General features: G+C 37.0%; 14 protein-coding genes and 1 rRNA gene. 9 read left to right on the top strand and 6 right to left on the bottom strand.

Translation table 11 applies throughout. The features are described 5' to 3' along the window. The first annotated feature begins 155 nt into the window (after positions 1-155). The 4 genes from ACXAG7_RS00075 (at position 156) to ACXAG7_RS00060 (ending at position 3,187) form a co-directional block, all read left to right on the top strand. Entirely contained in the window at positions 156-308 is a 153-nt protein-coding gene (locus ACXAG7_RS00075) for a hypothetical protein (RefSeq protein WP_408043476.1), read from the top strand. 127 nt (positions 309-435) lie between these two features. Beyond that, the gene (locus ACXAG7_RS00070) at positions 436-837 is read left to right on the top strand and encodes a response regulator (protein ID WP_408043475.1); all 402 of its coding nucleotides are present in this window, start codon (positions 436-438) and stop codon (positions 835-837) included. Positions 838-891: 54 nt separating this feature from the next. Then, positions 892-1,434: a heme NO-binding domain-containing protein gene (locus ACXAG7_RS00065; protein WP_408043474.1), complete on the top strand. Its 543-nt coding sequence runs from the start codon at positions 892-894 to the stop codon at positions 1,432-1,434. Then, positions 1,427-3,187 carry an ATP-binding protein gene (locus tag ACXAG7_RS00060; protein ID WP_408043473.1) on the top strand — a complete coding sequence of 587 codons (1,761 nt, stop codon included), beginning with the start codon at positions 1,427-1,429 and terminating at the stop codon, positions 3,185-3,187. Before ACXAG7_RS00065 ends, ACXAG7_RS00060 begins: the two co-directional genes overlap by 8 nt. A gap of 594 nt (positions 3,188-3,781) precedes the next feature. Here ACXAG7_RS00060 and ACXAG7_RS00055 read toward each other — a convergent pair. After that, a complete protein-coding gene (locus ACXAG7_RS00055) occupies positions 3,782-4,282 on the bottom strand; it encodes a glycosyltransferase (protein ID WP_476665522.1) in 501 nt (166 codons plus the stop codon). 152 nt (positions 4,283-4,434) lie between these two features. Between ACXAG7_RS00055 and ACXAG7_RS00050 the strand changes: the two genes are divergently transcribed. The 4 genes from ACXAG7_RS00050 to ACXAG7_RS00035 all read left to right on the top strand — a co-directional run bounded on the left by ACXAG7_RS00050 (position 4,435) and on the right by ACXAG7_RS00035 (position 11,435). Next, positions 4,435-7,476, top strand: coding sequence for a hypothetical protein (locus ACXAG7_RS00050; protein ID WP_476665521.1), 3,042 nt, complete (start codon positions 4,435-4,437; stop codon positions 7,474-7,476). A gap of 8 nt (positions 7,477-7,484) precedes the next feature. Next, the gene (locus ACXAG7_RS00045; RefSeq protein ID WP_476665520.1) at positions 7,485-8,474 is read left to right on the top strand and encodes a hypothetical protein; all 990 of its coding nucleotides are present in this window, start codon (positions 7,485-7,487) and stop codon (positions 8,472-8,474) included. Further along, positions 8,438-9,973 (top strand): glycosyl hydrolase, encoded by a 1,536-nt coding sequence (locus ACXAG7_RS00040; protein WP_476665519.1) that lies wholly within the window; start codon positions 8,438-8,440, stop codon positions 9,971-9,973. Before ACXAG7_RS00045 ends, ACXAG7_RS00040 begins: the two co-directional genes overlap by 37 nt. Before the next feature lie 265 nt (positions 9,974-10,238). Continuing rightward, positions 10,239-11,435: a glycosyltransferase gene (locus ACXAG7_RS00035; RefSeq protein ID WP_476665518.1), complete on the top strand. Its 1,197-nt coding sequence runs from the start codon at positions 10,239-10,241 to the stop codon at positions 11,433-11,435. Between the two features lie 92 nt (positions 11,436-11,527). Here ACXAG7_RS00035 and ACXAG7_RS00030 read toward each other — a convergent pair whose 3' ends face one another. Both ACXAG7_RS00030 and ACXAG7_RS00025 read right to left on the bottom strand, forming a co-directional pair. Next, positions 11,528-12,772 (bottom strand): MATE family efflux transporter, encoded by a 1,245-nt coding sequence (locus ACXAG7_RS00030; protein WP_476665517.1) that lies wholly within the window; start codon positions 12,770-12,772, stop codon positions 11,528-11,530. Positions 12,773-12,806: 34 nt separating this feature from the next. Continuing rightward, positions 12,807-13,094, bottom strand: coding sequence for an STAS domain-containing protein (locus ACXAG7_RS00025; protein WP_408043466.1), 288 nt, complete (start codon positions 13,092-13,094; stop codon positions 12,807-12,809). 217 nt (positions 13,095-13,311) lie between these two features. On the opposite strand from ACXAG7_RS00025, the gene ACXAG7_RS00020 reads away from it, so the two are divergent. Continuing rightward, entirely contained in the window at positions 13,312-14,718 is a 1,407-nt protein-coding gene (locus tag ACXAG7_RS00020; RefSeq protein WP_476665516.1) for a tetratricopeptide repeat protein, read from the top strand. 118 nt (positions 14,719-14,836) lie between these two features. Here ACXAG7_RS00020 and ACXAG7_RS00015 read toward each other — a convergent pair whose 3' ends face one another. The 3 genes from ACXAG7_RS00015 to rrf all read right to left on the bottom strand — a co-directional run. Then, a complete protein-coding gene (locus ACXAG7_RS00015) occupies positions 14,837-15,550 on the bottom strand; it encodes a LytR/AlgR family response regulator transcription factor (RefSeq protein WP_476665963.1) in 714 nt (237 codons plus the stop codon). Between the two features lie 3 nt (positions 15,551-15,553). Then, a complete protein-coding gene (locus ACXAG7_RS00010) occupies positions 15,554-15,877 on the bottom strand; it encodes an Hpt domain-containing protein (protein WP_476665515.1) in 324 nt (107 codons plus the stop codon). Between the two features lie 393 nt (positions 15,878-16,270). Next, positions 16,271-16,342: ribosomal RNA gene (gene rrf / locus ACXAG7_RS00005) — 5S ribosomal RNA — on the bottom strand; the annotation flags it as partial.

Genomic DNA, 16,342 nt, shown 5'->3' with positions numbered 1-16,342 from the left:
GAAAATAGACCTTCGTCGAATGGCTGCTAAGTTCGACGAAAGCCATTCGTCGACAGTTAAGCACCACCCACCTACAAACTCATCATAGTCAACTAAATAGCATTAAACTCATCGAAAGATATTGTAATTTTAACTTGAGCAAAAACAACATCCCCATGAAAACGCAAGTATTTTTATTTAAACTCTTAAATCAAGTGACCCCAAAACGAAGTTTAACCTCGTATATCAGCATTCCTATCAAAACTGGGAGTTATACCTGTCGTACAGGAATCGACACCTTGCAATTTGACAGTATTATATTTAACTAAAAGTTCATTCACCGACAGTATTTAACCACTCGTCGATAGATAATTTGCATTTACCTTAGAAAAGATCTACAAAACTAGAATTAAAATATATTTGTTATTAACAGAAACCTACTAAAAACTTAGAGTCATGAATTTAAAAATCTTATTAGTCGAAGACGACGAAATCGAAAAAATGAAATTTGAAAGAGCTTTGAGAAAATTGGGAGCTACCCATACCATATTCAAAGCGAGTAACGGTGAAGAAGCTTTGGAACGCTGCCGAGAAGAACTCCCTAATTTAATTCTTTTGGATTTAAATATGCCAAAAATGAATGGATTGGAATTTTTAGAAATTCTGAGGGCGGATGAAAATTTAAAATTTGTACCTACCGTAGTCTTTTCAACGTCCAACAACCATCAAGATATGATTAGCGCCTACAAAATTGGGGTCGCTGGTTATGTGGTGAAACCGTTGCACTATACGGATTACGTATCACAAATCAACAATATTATCACGTATTGGTCTACAAATGAGTTGGTAACCTTATAAATTTTTAGTATATTCATCTAGCAAATAGTTCAATAACCCCCAATCACTAACTAGATGAAAGGAATAGTATTTACCGAATTCTTAGAAATGGTTGAAGAAAAGTTCGGAATTGAAACCGCCGACTCAATCATTACCAACTCAAATCTTAAATCTGAAGGAATTTACACCGCAGTGGGCACGTATGATTTTAAAGAAATGCTCAGTTTGGTCACCAACCTTCACAAAGAAACAAACATAGATGTCGATACCCTAGTCCATGCCTACGGTGTGTATTTTTTTAACACGGTTAAAAAGGGGTATCACGACATTCTAGATTATTACAAAGGCGCGTTCGACATGATTGCTGGTATCGAAAAACACATCCACGTTCATGTACGAAAAATCTACCCTGACGCCGAACTTCCTTATTTTATCACACACGAAGAATCAGATGATAAACTGGTTTTAGAATATCACTCAGAACGAGCGATGTCGTCCTTCGCTCTTGGCCTTATGGAAAGTACTTTAGATCATTACAAAGAAAAGGCTACCATAAAAAGAGAATTCCTTGAAGAAGACGGAACCAAAGTTTTATTTACACTGACAAGAGATGCCTAATGATAAAATTGCCATATTAGAAAGAGCACTGCAAAGAGAACGCAGAGCTCGCAAGAATGCTGAGGAAATTTTAGAGGCAAAATCACTAGAGCTCTACGAAACCAACCAGCAGATCGAAGCACTCCTCGATGACCAAAGCGCCCAAATGACGCTGATCATCGACAACTCTTCATTGGGTATTGTTTTAATGCAAGACAGAAAAATTATCAAAACCAATAAAGCGCTTATTGACCTTTTAGGATACACCCATGAGGAATTGTCCGTTTTGGATATCAATAAAGATTTGACCCATCCGAACGATATCGAAAAATCGGACCGACAAATGGCCCTATTAGCGAGTAATGATCTGGATCGATTTTCTTTAAAAAAGCGTTACCAGTGTAAAGATGGCTCTTTTATTATATGTAATACCAATGTCAGTGCTGTGCGCGATACTAAAGGAAATGTCAAGTATTTCGTAGCTCTTATCGAAAACATTACCGAAATTGAGAAGAAAACCAAAATGCTCAATGCGCTCAACAAACTATCTGTTTCTATTTTAGGAAAAAGAGACTTACATGAGATAGCTTGGGAAATTGCCAAAAGTACTGCGAATCACTTGAATTTGGAAGACTGTGTAGTCTACGCATTAAATTACGAGACCAATATACTCACACAAATTGCGGCCTATAACAACAAATCGAATAACGGTTTTACGATTAACAATCCGCACAGTGTTGCCCTAGGGAAGAGTATTGTCGGAATTGCAGCACAAACAGGTACCTACCAACTGATTAAAGATACCACCACGTGCGCGCATTACGAAGTGGACGATTGTAGGCGTTTGTCAGAACTCGCCGTGCCGATTATTGCCAATGGAAAAGTAATCGGGGTTATCGATTCTGAAAACAGTAAAAAGAACTACTTTAACCAAGAACACATTGAGGTATTTAGAAATATCGCCAATTTAGCGTCTGCACAATTTAACAGTGCGATCAGTTTAAACAAAGAGAAAAAAGCGCAAAAAGAAAAAGATCGCCTGCTAGATAAATTGGAGAAAAACAACGAGGAACTCAAAAACTTTGCCCATGTAGTTTCACACGATTTAAAATCTCCGCTACGAAGTATCTCAGCACTGATGTCGTGGATCATGGAAGACAACGATGGCGAATTCGATGAGGACACCACCAATAACTGTAATCTGATTTTAGGTAAAATAGATAAAATGGATTCGCTAATTAGTGGAATTCTTCAGTATTCTAGTATCGATAAGTTCGAAAAAACAGATTATAAAGTACCCCTAGAAGATCTGGTCAATGAAATATTGGATACGGTTTTTATACCCAAAAACATCAATATTTCTCGCCCTAACAAACTCCCTGTCGTATATGGCGACAAGTTTAGATACCAACAGCTGTTCCAGAACCTCATTTCCAACGCTGTTAAGTACAACGACAAGGAAGATGGTCTTATTGAAATAAACGTGGAGGAAATTGATCAAAAATATCTTTTTTCAATAAAAGACAACGGTGTAGGTATCGATAAAAAATACTACTCCAAAATTTTTGAAGTATTTGAGACACTCGGTTCTCAAAACAAACACTCTACAGGAGTGGGACTCTCTATTGTTAAAAAAATTGTGGATCTATACCAAGGTAAAATATGGATAGAAAGTGAACTGGGCTTAGGTACCACCTTTTTTATAGAACTCGACAAGAACCCTCCTAAAAATTTTGAAAAACTCACAGAAAAAGCAAATTCTGTGGCTGGATAAACCCTTCTTACACTCCAGATAGGAACCAAATGTAAGCGCCACTCCTGTGCAAATACATTTTTCCCCTGTTCCCTATCTATTCTCTTAGCACCCCATAAAAACAAAAACCTCATTACTTAGCGAACTAAGAATGAGGATTCCTGGAAGGATTTTTTGCGGGGGGGAATACAAACAAACTACTAAATAGATTTCAATAAGTATTTCATCTTACTTAAATTTAGTTAAAAAACTATAAATCAACACGATAAACACGATAAACGAAAGGGGAAGTATCGATTAACGACGATACTACATCGATGAATGGTACTATTTTATCGATTAATGGAAATAGAATTTCAAATAACTTCTTATGTACGCAGTCTATTAAGCTAGTTAATTTAGAATCTCCTTGTGTTGCCGTTTTACACTTTGTCATTACTCAAAAGTCAAGTAGGTATTTTTTTAGCTTCTGAACTACTTTCTCATGACCAACCGCTATTTCGATACCAGCAAAATCCAAACAAAAACCAGGAAAACTGAAGTAAATCTTCTGTTTCCTGGAATATTTTCTATAGCACTTTCTAATAAAGGTGTAGTAGCTTTATTAACGTTGATTTATTTTCTCGTTACCCGAATAGGTATAGGCTGTAATTCTCCTTCAAACACGAAGAGATACTCGTACAATTGTTTACCTGCACTCCATAACCATTGGGCCATTCGTCGCAGGGGTTTTATGTCGTTTATATCGGTACCGAAGACCATTTTTAATTTCTTATTCGCTTTTGTACCGTGCAACAGTTCGTTGAAATCATAAAAATTATCTGCATCATCCAAATCAAAGAACCCCACGTATTCTACCATCGCTAAACTGTAGAAAAAGCGAGCTCCAGCTCTAATGGCCAACGAGGCACTTTGTTTTTTTCTCATATTAATGATAGATACTCTATCATCAAACTCATCTTTTAATTTCGTCAATACCTCCATAGTATTGTCTCTACTCCCATTGTTGACAAAACACAAATGAAAATCCTCAGAATCTCTTAGGCAGTTTCTGAACGCTGCGATGTTTAGCTTGGACTCTTGGTTGTAACAGGGAATGATAATACCGATCTTCATACGCTTCAAATTTTAGATACTCAAATCTACCCCAGATCTGCCTAAATCAGCAAAAAACTCGATTATTTGAAATTTAATTGCGTTGAATTGTAATTTCCTATAGTTAAAGTAAATAAAAGTTGTTAAATTAGGGCAAGTAAGCAAAGATTCCTATGAAATCATCCGTTAATAGATATTTACTTCTGGCTCTCGGTTTGGCTGTATTGTTTCACGGTACGGCTGTTTTCTATACGATTGAAAAAACCTATGACGCCTTGATCCATTTGTTCTTTGCTGAGCACTATGCAAGTAATTGGCAAGAACCTTGGTCATTTAAATGGTATACGGGCTTTAGTGTAATGGGCTACCCACCACTAGTACATCAATCGTTGGCCATACTGTCGTTCATAGGAGGCTTTAAATTTGCGCTCTTTTCCTATTCTTTTATCGTCATTATCATTTTTATTACGGGCGTATATCGCTTTAGTGTATTGATTACTCAGAATGAAGATTACGCAGGATTCGCAGCTGTATTCTCCGTCTTCTCCTCCGTCTTTGTGGAAACCCTTCATTTATTTGGTCAGCTACCCACATTGACAGGGATTTCCTTGCTTATGCACTCCTTTCCTGAGATCTACAAATGGATTCGCACTCGGGAGTGGCGCTACTTAGTTTCTTCGATACTGTTGATGAGTTTGATGATCTGTTCGCATCACGTAACCCCTATTTTTGGAATGGTTTTCTTTATCTTTCCTTTGATTGGGTTGGCAGTCATGGACAATGCCTACGACGCCAAGGGGAACTACAAAGAAATTCGATTGATCTTTTTTGTCAAACAACTCATCGCTTCTTTGAGACCGATACTGGCCTTTGGTATAGGCTCTCTGTTTACCATGATATTCTGTATCCTCCCATACTGGATCAACACCAAGAACAATCCGATTACCCAAGTGCCCATACCTCATGGTTCACGCGATAATTTTTTGGAAGTACTCTCGTCCGGTCTGGTTTTCTTTGTCATTCCGTACGGAGTAGTCATGGCCCTGTTTCCGTATTTATTTTATCGTTTTTTTAGCAAACGTCTCATGTTTTTCGGCTTGTCATTTGCCATGCTGTTTTTATTGGGTACTGGAGGTACGACGCCCCTCCCGAAAATGATATTAGGAGACAATGCTTTTAATATATTGACCTTAGACCGCTTTACCTTTTGGGCTTCTATCATGAGCTACCCCATTTTAGGGGAGTTCTTCTATCGCTTTTCAAAATCGGATTTTAAGGACTATTTAATGACGAAATTTAACAAGGTATACTACGTAGTCATGTTTATACTTACGGGTGGTGTAATGACCTATTTTGCCATTTTTACAACAAATTTGGGTAAGTTTAGACCCTCACAGCCCGATACTATTAACATACTTCCTATCGTCAATTTCTTAAATGCTGATATGCATTATAAATGGCGGTATTTAACCCTTGGTTTTGGCGATCAGATGGCTTGGTTATCGTCCATGACCCCCGCCCTTTCAGTCGATGGAAATTACCACTCCGCACGGAGGCTACCCGAACTGACAACCAAAGCAGTAGAACGATTGGAAAACTGTAAATATCGGGGTATTGAAGGTATCGGATCTTTACAGCAATTTTTAGCAAACTCTGAACGGTTTAACCTAAAGTACATTTTTTCCAATGACAAGTTTTACGACCCTATCCTCTTCTTTACCGGATGGGAGAAACTGTCCTATTTGGAAAATGGAATCATGGTCTGGGAAAAGAAAAACGTTAAACCCTTGGCCAATATACTCCCCAAAATTGACGTACCGCTCTATCAAAAATTAATATGGTCTTTTGTCCCAGTTACAGTGCTGAGCCTAAATATTTTTTGGTTTATACTCGTCTCCCTATTTTTTAGGAAAAAGAAACCTAAAGATATCGGCTTCGAACCTACCTCACTCGGCTTTTCAAAAGCTCTGTTCGTCTGGAATATCATCGTTTCTGGTTGTGTTGTTTATGGTTTCTATTTGTTCTATATAGAAAACTCAACCCAATTATCTGCTATCAACGTAGTGAGGGCCTATTACGATGCACTCGATTTTAAAGAATTTACCCGAGCACATTCCTATTTGGACAAAAATGGAGGAAAAGACTTGGATCAGTTTATGCTTGAAATTTCTGTTACGGATGGCTTGTTGAGTTCCTATGCAAAACTGGAAACTCTTGACACCAAAATCATCAAAGAGGAAAATGATACGGTAACCATTTTGGCCAAAACCAAATGGATTACCCCGCTAGAATCTATTTATAAACAGCGCGTGCTCAAAACCATAGAAAAGAATAATAAATGGTACGTGGTTCCCGAGCCACCGAGCCCTTACAAACCTGCAAATCAATTTTTTAATACGGTAGAAACAAAGTTCTACAATCAAGGGCGCCGAAAGATTACGACGCAGCAAACCCACCACGAAGATATTTTGCCTCAACCTGTGGCTTATGTACTGGAGGCCAAACTCATTGAAAATGGCGACCAATACCATGTTATAGGTGAGCTGCAGAACATCGATTACTTTCCTTCTGGGATCAGTTTAACCGCTATATTGTACGATGAAAACGATGTAGAAATGGCCTCGTATAGCTCTAAGTTTGAAAGTAAACACTACCTAAACCCCTTTGAAAGATCTATTTTTAAAATTGATTTTGAGGAAGTGGCTTGGATTAATTCGGATAAAAAGAATAAAAGTTTTGATCCCGATGAATTCCACGCGAAAAAGTTTGACCGAAAACCTGTAAAATTTGTTATCCATGTAAGTACTACAGTGGTTATTAAAAACTTGTATCAATCTATCGATATCAATGATATCAAAACTGAGGGGCAACAAATAGAAGGAGTGTTATTTAACGGTGAGAATCGAGAGGTCACCATTCCTGAACTTCTGGTAGGCTATTACAACGAGGATGGTTTAACCTGGGTTGATCACATGTTTTTAAAAGAAAGTGTTCGCCCCCACCGCAGGGGAACGTTTACCTATCCTATACAACAGATAGACAGCATGAAAGTTATTAACGATAGTACGGAGTTTTGTTTTGTGAATGGAGTTCAAAATGATCAAGGGGTCTTTGATAGAATGAATGGCTTTGGAAAACAAAAGAACCAAACCGTAATGATACAAAAAGACAGCACCCAACTTAAGTTCCAATTGGTTAACTTTATTGGGAATTAAAAAATTATATGAGGATACTGCTACTACTACTTACGGTTGTATTACTGAGCTGCTCTGATAAAAAAGAAGCAGCTAAGACTGCTTGGAAACAACCTCAAATAACGTGGAAAAAGCGCCCAACAACACACATGGCGGGCCTGCCTTTAACCTATACTCTAGAAAGTAACTCGACTACAGGAGGAATGGCTTTGGCGATTTCTAATGACTACGGTAATGCATTGGTAATTGCCAAAAAACAAGGAAAGAACTACCGTTTCGAAGTCCCAGCTATATTTGCTAACAATTGCGGTTTTCTAAATTATGCGCTCATCCAAGATGGTCATACCCTCTACCAAGGAAAAACCAACATAGCTGCTAATTCCACAACCCACTTACTCGAAACTTACTGTGGTCCTCCTTATCTCGTAGCCTCTCGCGATGACTTTTCAATGCTCGTAGTAATTCCTCAAGATTTTTACGACAATCCGAACAAAGCGCCCTATATGAGTGCCGAACTCTATCAAAACAGACCGAGAGAACGACTCATTACCCATGAGGAGCTCTTGGGGCATAATAATATTTACAGTAGAACCATAAAAGGAAAAGTATTTGTACGTGCATACATCGACACACTTCAATCAAAACTTCTAGAACTGTCAATACTGTCAAACAACCCGACGAACTTTACAATTTCGTACACAAGACAATCTGTGTTCTCCGATGCTAAAGAATTGACCACGTATACGACCTCCGTGATTCGTGATCAGTTTGGCAATATCGTCGAAAATGGCACACTAGTAAGTTTTTACCTAAGCAGCTCTGATGGTACACATCGCAAAGCCTTTGCGAAAACCAGTAATGGGGTTGCCTACACTCATGTAATTCATCCGAGTGAGCCTGTCACCTATAGTGTTAAGGCCTACGTAGAAAACTTTGCTGAGAGCAATACCGTTAAACTAAGTTATAAACAAGCAGAAGACAAATGGAAAAAAAGCGAGGACGAAAGAGAAGAGCCCTAAAACAAATTGGAGTAGTCCTATTGTTTTTAGTGATTAATTTGGCGCTAGTAAGTTTACTCTCTAAAATTTATTACGAGTTTAACTCTGGTGCTGACCGTAGTAAACTACTACATATTAACTTGGAATACAACAGTTATTACAAACCTAAAATAAAGGTTACTGCTGATAATGTTGAAGGGAGACAACCCAACCTTCAAAACGTCAATACCATTAAACAGGATTATTTAAAATCGTGGTACGTTCGCAAGTACGCATTGCTCAACAACGATCCCAAGGCCATAGAAGATTTTTATACCGATTCAGCACAGGTGAAAATTCAGCGCATCATCGCTCAAAACAGTCTCGATACGGTAAGTGTAGGGTCTACCTCTTCAGAACACGACTTGACCATTAAATTTTTCTCGGAAGATGGGCAGGTAGTTTATGTCGATGACAACAATGTGAAAGAACACCATTACTTTTTCAAAAAAGGGAAATTTTTGCACAAGAATCAAACCTTAAAAGATTACAGTGCCATCCTCCTTCTAGAAGACGGCTTTTGGAGAATTCGTCATTTGGTTAGCGAGCAAAGTAAACACAGAATGACTACCAAATCAAAAGCTCTCGTAACGAAAACACCAATTAAAGGGATTAATTACTATCCTCAAAAAACTCCGTGGTTTGAATTTTGGAAACAGTACGACAGTACAGTCGTAAAAAAAGACTTTGAAATCATCAAGAATTTAAAACTAAATACCGTTCGCATTTTTATTCCCTATGAACTTTTTGGCAAGGAATACGTTTATGATTCTAAATTGAAATTGCTGCAAAAAACCTTGGATATCGCACAAGAAACTGGATTAAAAGTAATTGTCACTTTTTTCGACTTTTACAGCAATTATCAAATACTCGATTATACCATCTGCGATAGACATCTAGAGAACATTGTTAACGGAATTAAATCGCATCCAGCGCTATTGCAGTACGATATTAAAAACGAACCCGATTTAGACATACTGTTGTACGGAGAAGCCAAAGTGACCAACTGGCTCTCCTTTATGATACAACGACTTCGCAGTTACGACCCCGATACACCAATAACCATTGGTTGGGCAACTCCTGAAAAGGCGCATTTACTAGCAGATGAAGTAGATGTAGTTTCGTTTCACTTTTATAAAAAAATCAAAAAATTTAACGAGGTTATAAAAAAACTAAGAACACAAACTGACAAACCACTAGTTGTTCAGGAGTTCGGTAGACACTCAAAAAGCAGTATCTGGAATTTGTGGAGTCACAATAAAAATAAACAGGCCAAGTATCATAAAAAAATGCAGACGCTTTTTAAAGAAAACAATATTCAGAATTTTGTGAGTTGGACCTTGTATGATTTTCCTGAAATTGATCCGGCCATTTTTGGTAGAATGCCTCATAAAATTGGACCACAAAAAAACTTTGGATTTATTGATATAGAAGGAAATCTCAAACCTGCAGCAAAGTATATCGCATCAGACAAAGACTAGGAATCAGGGGTTTTAGGTATTCATACTCAGGGAAAACCCTTAGTTAACTATAGGACAACTATCTATGGTTTATTTACTTAAAATTACTGATTTTTGCCTTGTTTAAAGCCGGGGGGGCTTTAAATAATACGTTTTTCTAGTAGCCCATTTTTAGGAATGGGCTATTTTTTTACCATTCATCGACAGAACTCGCTCATTAGTCGAAATATACTAGCTCTTTTTACCTAGTATTTTTAACTTAAAGAGAACTAAAAATCAACACCTTATGAAATTAGGAATAGTAAGTGCTTTCCCCCCTAGTAAAATTACCCTCACAGAATACGGATATCACTTGGTAAAGAATTTTGCTAGTTTGGAGTCTGTAGACGAAATACTACTTTTTTGTGATGAAACAAGCGAAGCAAAAGTTTTAGACTTTCCACACTCCGATAAAGTAACCGTTGTTGAATGCTGGCAATTTAATAGCTATTACAATCTCAATAAAGTAACCAAAGCGGTAAAGAAACACCAACCAGATAAAGTTCTCTTCAATTTACAGTTCATGAAATTTGGAGATAAAAAGGTAGCTGCAGCACTAGGGCTCATGCTTCCGAAGGCTCTTAAAGCCAGAGGTTTCGAATCGACTGTGCTCATTCATAACATTTTGGAACGCGTCGATTTAGAAAAAGCAGGGTTCACTAAAAACCCCCTACTAAAATGGATTTATAACAGCATTGGAAATACGCTCACCAAATTCATTTTAAGCGCGCAAACCGTGGCAGTTACCATTCCAAAATACAAGACTATACTAGAGAGCAAGTATAAAAAAGACAATGTGGTTGTCATCCCACACGGAACCTTTGAAATCCCCAAAGTTCCGGATTACCCAGCCACTTTGGGTGCTACCAAAAAAGTAATGACCTTCGGAAAATTTGGAACGTATAAAAAAATAGAAATACTCATCGAGGCTGTAGAACTCATTCGAAACCGAACCGACGAAAATATAGAAATTGTCATTGCCGGAACTGACAATCCGAATACTTTGGGCTACTTAGACGCTGTAAAAAGTAAGTACAGTGAGGTATCACAGCTAACATTTACAGGTTATGTACCGGAAGAAGATGTAGAACGTATTTTTACGGAAAGTGCTGTGGTCGTTTTTCCGTACACCTCCACTACAGGAAGTTCAGGTGTATTGCACCAAGCAGGAAGTTATGGTAAGTCTGTCGTGATCCCCAACATACAAGACTTAAAAGAAGTTATCCATGACGAAGGCTATCGCGGAGAATACTTTGACCCGCACAGTGCCGAGAGTTTAGCAGATGCTATTCAGGCAATTTTAACCGATGATGCTTATCGCTTAGAACTTGAGAAAGCCAATTATCAAGCTGCTACGGCCTATCCGATGACCCGAGTATGCCAGATGTATTTAGCCACCTTTGGTTATGTAACAGAGACAAAAATAAACAAAGTACTTGCCTAGTTAAATTAACTACGGTACCAACAGTAAAAAGCCACTAGAAAAATTCTAGTGGCTTTTGTGTATAGTAAAATATAAGTGTGTGAACTATTGTACTATGCTAATTTTTGTTTTGACTGTTTCCAGTTTTGATAAAAATAGTAGCTCAAGGTAACCGTCAGTAATCCAGCCATGAGCGCTATCTGAATCTGAACAACCTGCTCCAAGGTTTTGTGGAAGAGAATCAAAAAAACCACCTGTGACAAGCCAAAAACCATTGCCATGATTACTGGTTTGTAAGACGACAGTGATAAAAAATAATACACAAATAAATTTGCCAGTGCAAAAAGAGAGGTCGCTAAAGCGTATTGGTATAATAAATATCCCAGACTAATATAAGCGTCGCCAAATAAAAGCGTGATTATAGTTTCAGGAAATAAATAGCACAAGCTAATTAATGAGGTTGTCAATACGATAATGAACTTAATATAGGATTTCAAAATCTTCTGCGGATTACCACCATCTTTCTTCGCCTGGATAACTTTGGGTAATAAAATCATAATAAGCATCCAAATAACAAAGTACACCACTCTACCAATCAGGGCCAACGAAGCGTATAAGCCAGCTTCTAAATGATCAAAATAGTGTTTGACTATAAGGATGTCCGAATTATTAATAACGATCTGTGTACCCTCGTAAAACGCTGTAATCAGCAAAAAGTGAACAATCGCCTTTGATTCAGATTTATTGAGCGTTGAACGACTCCAAACACTGTTCCTTGTAAACTGGTTCGGATACAAGCCAAAAACAAAAGAGATCAAAATTCCGAGCGCTACCGCTAAGGTAGGTTCAACCAGCTGAAAACCGATTAACACAAAGGTCACACTGAGCCGACCTAACATTTCAAATAAATACGACCGCGATAATTCGATAAACTGCTGTTTGCCTTGATGTAATCCTCGAGAAACACTCATAATAAAGTAGATGGGAATTCCTGCAGCAAACAGGTAAAACACATAATCGTGTTTTAGCTGAAACATACTTGCCAACGATTGGGCATTTAGCATACAGACAATCCCGACGAGACTACCGGAAATCAAGGCGTATTTATAAACGACTTTTTTAAAATTATCAATTTTGTCGTCTGGCAATTCAATGACAAACTTGGCCGCCAGCAACTGAATGGTCATTGCCACAAAAGACAATACCAATAAAAGGGTTATGAGCAATGCGACATCGGCAAAAATTGTAGGCCCTAGCCACCGCCCTAATAATAGGTTATAAGCATAATTCCCTGCATTTACAAGCATTACGGTAACCATAAACCACTGAGCAGGACTCAATTTACTAGGTAATGGCATAGAAAAGGCTTTCCTCATTATATACGTTCACAATTTATTTCAACAATTCTCTAAACTTACTGTCTGTTAAAATCCAAGCAATTTTTGAATTGACTTTTCCAAAAACCTTAAACACCTTTCGTCGCTGACTGGCCTTATTGTATAGCTTGACCAAGGCGTCTACCCCTGACCTGTCGATACTCGCCAACTTTTTAAGGCTTAAAACAATTTTGGAATCGTATTGAAGTAGCGTTTCAAAATACGACATAAAACTTTGTGTGTTCTCCAGAGCTAAATTCCCTTCTAGCTCGTACTTCCCTTCAAGATAATTTATTTGTAGCATAATATTGGGGGCTTTAAAATTTATATATATAATTTACAACAATTTACCCTTAACTTAAACTAAGTTTCGACGAAATGCAGGTTACTGTAGATTAATGAAATTATATTATTATTAACTTGGTATTACACTAAAGTTAAAAATTATGATAAAAGTCCCTAGAATCTTCATCTACCTAATAATCATCTGTTTCACAACACCTTGTCTCTCACAATCACCTATGCAAGAAGGATTTGGTTATCTGGAAAAAGGAGATTTTGAAAAAGGGAAACAATTTTTTGAAAATTTTTTAAAGTCAAATCCAAAAAACACTACGGCCAAACTCTGTTACGGACGTGCTGTTGGACTGAGCGGTGATCCACAACGTGCCAAAGTAATTTTTCAAGAGCTATTGGATTTGGATCCTGATAATATAGAATTCAACATCAACGGTGCTGAATGCCTGTTGTGGAATAAAGAATTTGAGGTTGCCCTCAAACGTTACTTGAGCTTGAGAAAAAAATTCAAACCCAATCCAATTATCGAACTCGGACTTGCCAATACTTACAGTAATCTCAAACAATATAAAAAAGCCATACACCACTACCACCAAGGACTGGCTTTAAACGATAAAGTAGTTGGAATTTACATAGGCCTCGCCTATACCCATCTGGCTAACAACCAAAATAAAGAAGCCCTGGAAACCATAGACAAGGCTTTGACGGTAGATCCGAATCAAGCACAATTAAAGGGGCTTCAAAAAGATATTCTGAATAAATTACGTCCACTGCTAAAGCAACGCAACAGTATTACTTCTGACAGTGGTGATAATCAATCCATTATTTCAAATACAGAATTGATCTATCCGTTATCTACCACCTTGACCTTGGGAGCCTTTTACAAATACAGAGAGTCTTCTAATCTAATCAATAAGGAAAAGTCTAAACAATACGAACTCGGGGTAACGGCTTCGTATAACCTTACGAATAAGATTACCCTAGAAGCGATACTAGCACAGTTAGATATTAAAGGAGGGAATTCATATCAAGACATCACCTACCGTTTTGGTGCTAAGTTTAAGCTAGCTTACAATCAAGATCTAAATATTTACTATCACAAAGAATTTCACAATTTTAATGTAGCGCTGATAAACAATAAGATTAGTCAAGAGCATTTATTCGGAAATTACCATATTCTTACCAGCTGGGATATCGGACTCTTCACTCAGTTTTATCATACGAGACAATCGGACGGCAATTCACGAAACTTATTATTTACCTCTTTGTATTATTTACTTAAAAAGAGCCCTCCTATTAAGGTTGGGCTTAACTCGGTAATCATGGGCTTCGAAAAGGAGCGTTCTGCGGTTTACTTTAGTCCAGAAGAATATTATGTTTTTGAAGCGTTTTTAGATCTCAGCCTTTTTAAACACACGGACAAATGGATTGCTAAGGCCAATGCTGCTTATGGTTATCAGATCATTAATACGGCGAGTCAACAGAGTTTTAGAGCAGAGGCTACTGTCGGTTATAAACCTTCAGCGCAGCTAAAAGCGGAACTTTTTGGTCAGTACAGTAACCAGGCTGTGGGAAATGCTTCAGGATTTGAATTTAATGAATTTGGCATCCGTGTAAACTATCGCTTTTAACAAGAAACGCATTATTTCATTTATCATATTACACGTACCATTTATGAAAAAAAAAGAATCTCAATTTTATATATTTGAGATTCTTTTCATTATTATTTTAGGTCAGTTGTATTCTGTACTAATTCAATAAATTGAGTCGTTTCATTAATTCGGGTCTATTAGATCTACTTACCGGAATTACTTCCTTTTTGATCAAAACACTATTGTCTTCAATATCGATAATTTGTTTTAAATTGATGATATAAGATCTATGAATTTTCAGGAACAAGTCATTCGGAAGTTTTTCCTCTATCTTTTTCATTGTAGTATGTACAATGTGATTTTTAGATTCCGTTTTTATATTGATATAATCACCTTTTGCCTCGATGAGATAAATGTCTGAGATTAGAATTTTCACCAAACGACGATCGATATTTACATACAACTCATTATTTTCTTCTTCCTGTTTGGTCAAATCGGCACTTTGTGTTCCATTTACCTCTTTTTTATATTCTAATTTTGTAACGGCTTTTATAAATCTTGGCAGTTTAATAGGCTTTACCAAATAATCGATAATACACTTATACTCGAAGGCATTAAGTGCAAAATTCTCATCCGAAGTCGTCAGTACAATTTTGGGAGGTCTGTTTAAACTATCGATAAAATCGAAACCACTGAGTTCAGGCATATGTATGTCTAAAAACACCAAGTCAACTTCATTTTTATTTATAAAGTCAATAGCGTCTAAGGCATTGTCAAATACCTGCATTAGCGAAACGTAGTCTAGCTTGGAACAGTAATTTTCTATCACTACTCTCGCAAGAGCATCATCATCAATTATAATGGATCTAATCATCTATATTTTTTTAAGGTATTGCTCAATAACATCTAGAATGACAATAAACTCTGCTGCTGCCTCATCCGTACCATTAAATAACTGACCCTCAAATTCTCTGGACAATAGATAACCATCCTCAAGATTTAATAGATTTATCTTATGCTTAAGTTTGTGGACTACTTCTGCACTTTCTTTAAACTTTTTTTGCTCATACGAATCTAAAAATGCTTGTTTTTCAATTGGAAATTCTTTTTTTAAGATTCCAACCATCTGCATTTTAAATTCTTCATCATTATCACATATCTCATCAAACTTTGATAAATCGGGCAATTTTTTCATCATTATCATGTATTATGTTTATAAATATAATTCAAAAAAAATAATATTCCTAGTAGAATAAAGTCAAATAGATAGCTAAAGTGGAAAATTTCGTCAATTATGAATACATTCATCAGTACTTTTTAGTAGTGTGAGAACTCTGTTAACTTAGGTATATCGCCATTTTTTAAGCTTTAAGGGCATTTTTATGAATCAATCCTAACCTTGTATTAAAAAATCTAAAAACGGACGTAAATCAGCTTTTAAATGATTTCAATTAATAATATGGCTTACGATACTTATAAATTCGACGAGGTGAATGCCGATGTGACGCGTTAAATAAAAAAGTAATATTGGAATAGGTGAAATAAAAGAGCATAAAAAAAACCTCACTACGGATGTAATGAGGTTTTAAAAGAAAGGCGACGACCTACTCTCCCACCAGTGGCAGTACCATCGGCGCTAATGGGCTTAACTTCTCTGTTCGGA

The organism is Tenacibaculum sp. AWR4_210, from assembly GCF_056160945.1.
This window is presented reverse-complemented; position numbering and strand designations above follow the sequence as displayed.

What these genes read in the sequence shown, in the direction of transcription:
- ACXAG7_RS00020 (WP_476665516.1), top strand. Translation starts at nt 13,312, where the DNA reads ATGCAAGAAGGATTTGGTTATCTGGAAAAAGGAGATTTTGAAAAAGGG.
- ACXAG7_RS00040 (WP_476665519.1), top strand. Translation starts at nt 8,438, where the DNA reads ATGGAAAAAAAGCGAGGACGAAAGAGAAGAGCCCTAAAACAAATTGGA.
- ACXAG7_RS00025 (WP_408043466.1), bottom strand. Translation starts at nt 13,094, where the DNA reads ATGCTACAAATAAATTATCTTGAAGGGAAGTACGAGCTAGAAGGGAAT.
- ACXAG7_RS00045 (WP_476665520.1), top strand. Translation starts at nt 7,485, where the DNA reads ATGAGGATACTGCTACTACTACTTACGGTTGTATTACTGAGCTGCTCT.
- ACXAG7_RS00010 (WP_476665515.1), bottom strand. Translation starts at nt 15,877, where the DNA reads ATGATGAAAAAATTGCCCGATTTATCAAAGTTTGATGAGATATGTGAT.
- ACXAG7_RS00050 (WP_476665521.1), top strand. Translation starts at nt 4,435, where the DNA reads ATGAAATCATCCGTTAATAGATATTTACTTCTGGCTCTCGGTTTGGCT.
- ACXAG7_RS00055 (WP_476665522.1), bottom strand. Translation starts at nt 4,282, where the DNA reads ATGAAGATCGGTATTATCATTCCCTGTTACAACCAAGAGTCCAAGCTA.
- ACXAG7_RS00035 (WP_476665518.1), top strand. Translation starts at nt 10,239, where the DNA reads ATGAAATTAGGAATAGTAAGTGCTTTCCCCCCTAGTAAAATTACCCTC.
- ACXAG7_RS00070 (WP_408043475.1), top strand. Translation starts at nt 436, where the DNA reads ATGAATTTAAAAATCTTATTAGTCGAAGACGACGAAATCGAAAAAATG.
- ACXAG7_RS00030 (WP_476665517.1), bottom strand. Translation starts at nt 12,772, where the DNA reads ATGCCATTACCTAGTAAATTGAGTCCTGCTCAGTGGTTTATGGTTACC.
- ACXAG7_RS00060 (WP_408043473.1), top strand. Translation starts at nt 1,427, where the DNA reads ATGCCTAATGATAAAATTGCCATATTAGAAAGAGCACTGCAAAGAGAA.
- ACXAG7_RS00065 (WP_408043474.1), top strand. Translation starts at nt 892, where the DNA reads ATGAAAGGAATAGTATTTACCGAATTCTTAGAAATGGTTGAAGAAAAG.
- ACXAG7_RS00075 (WP_408043476.1), top strand. Translation starts at nt 156, where the DNA reads ATGAAAACGCAAGTATTTTTATTTAAACTCTTAAATCAAGTGACCCCA.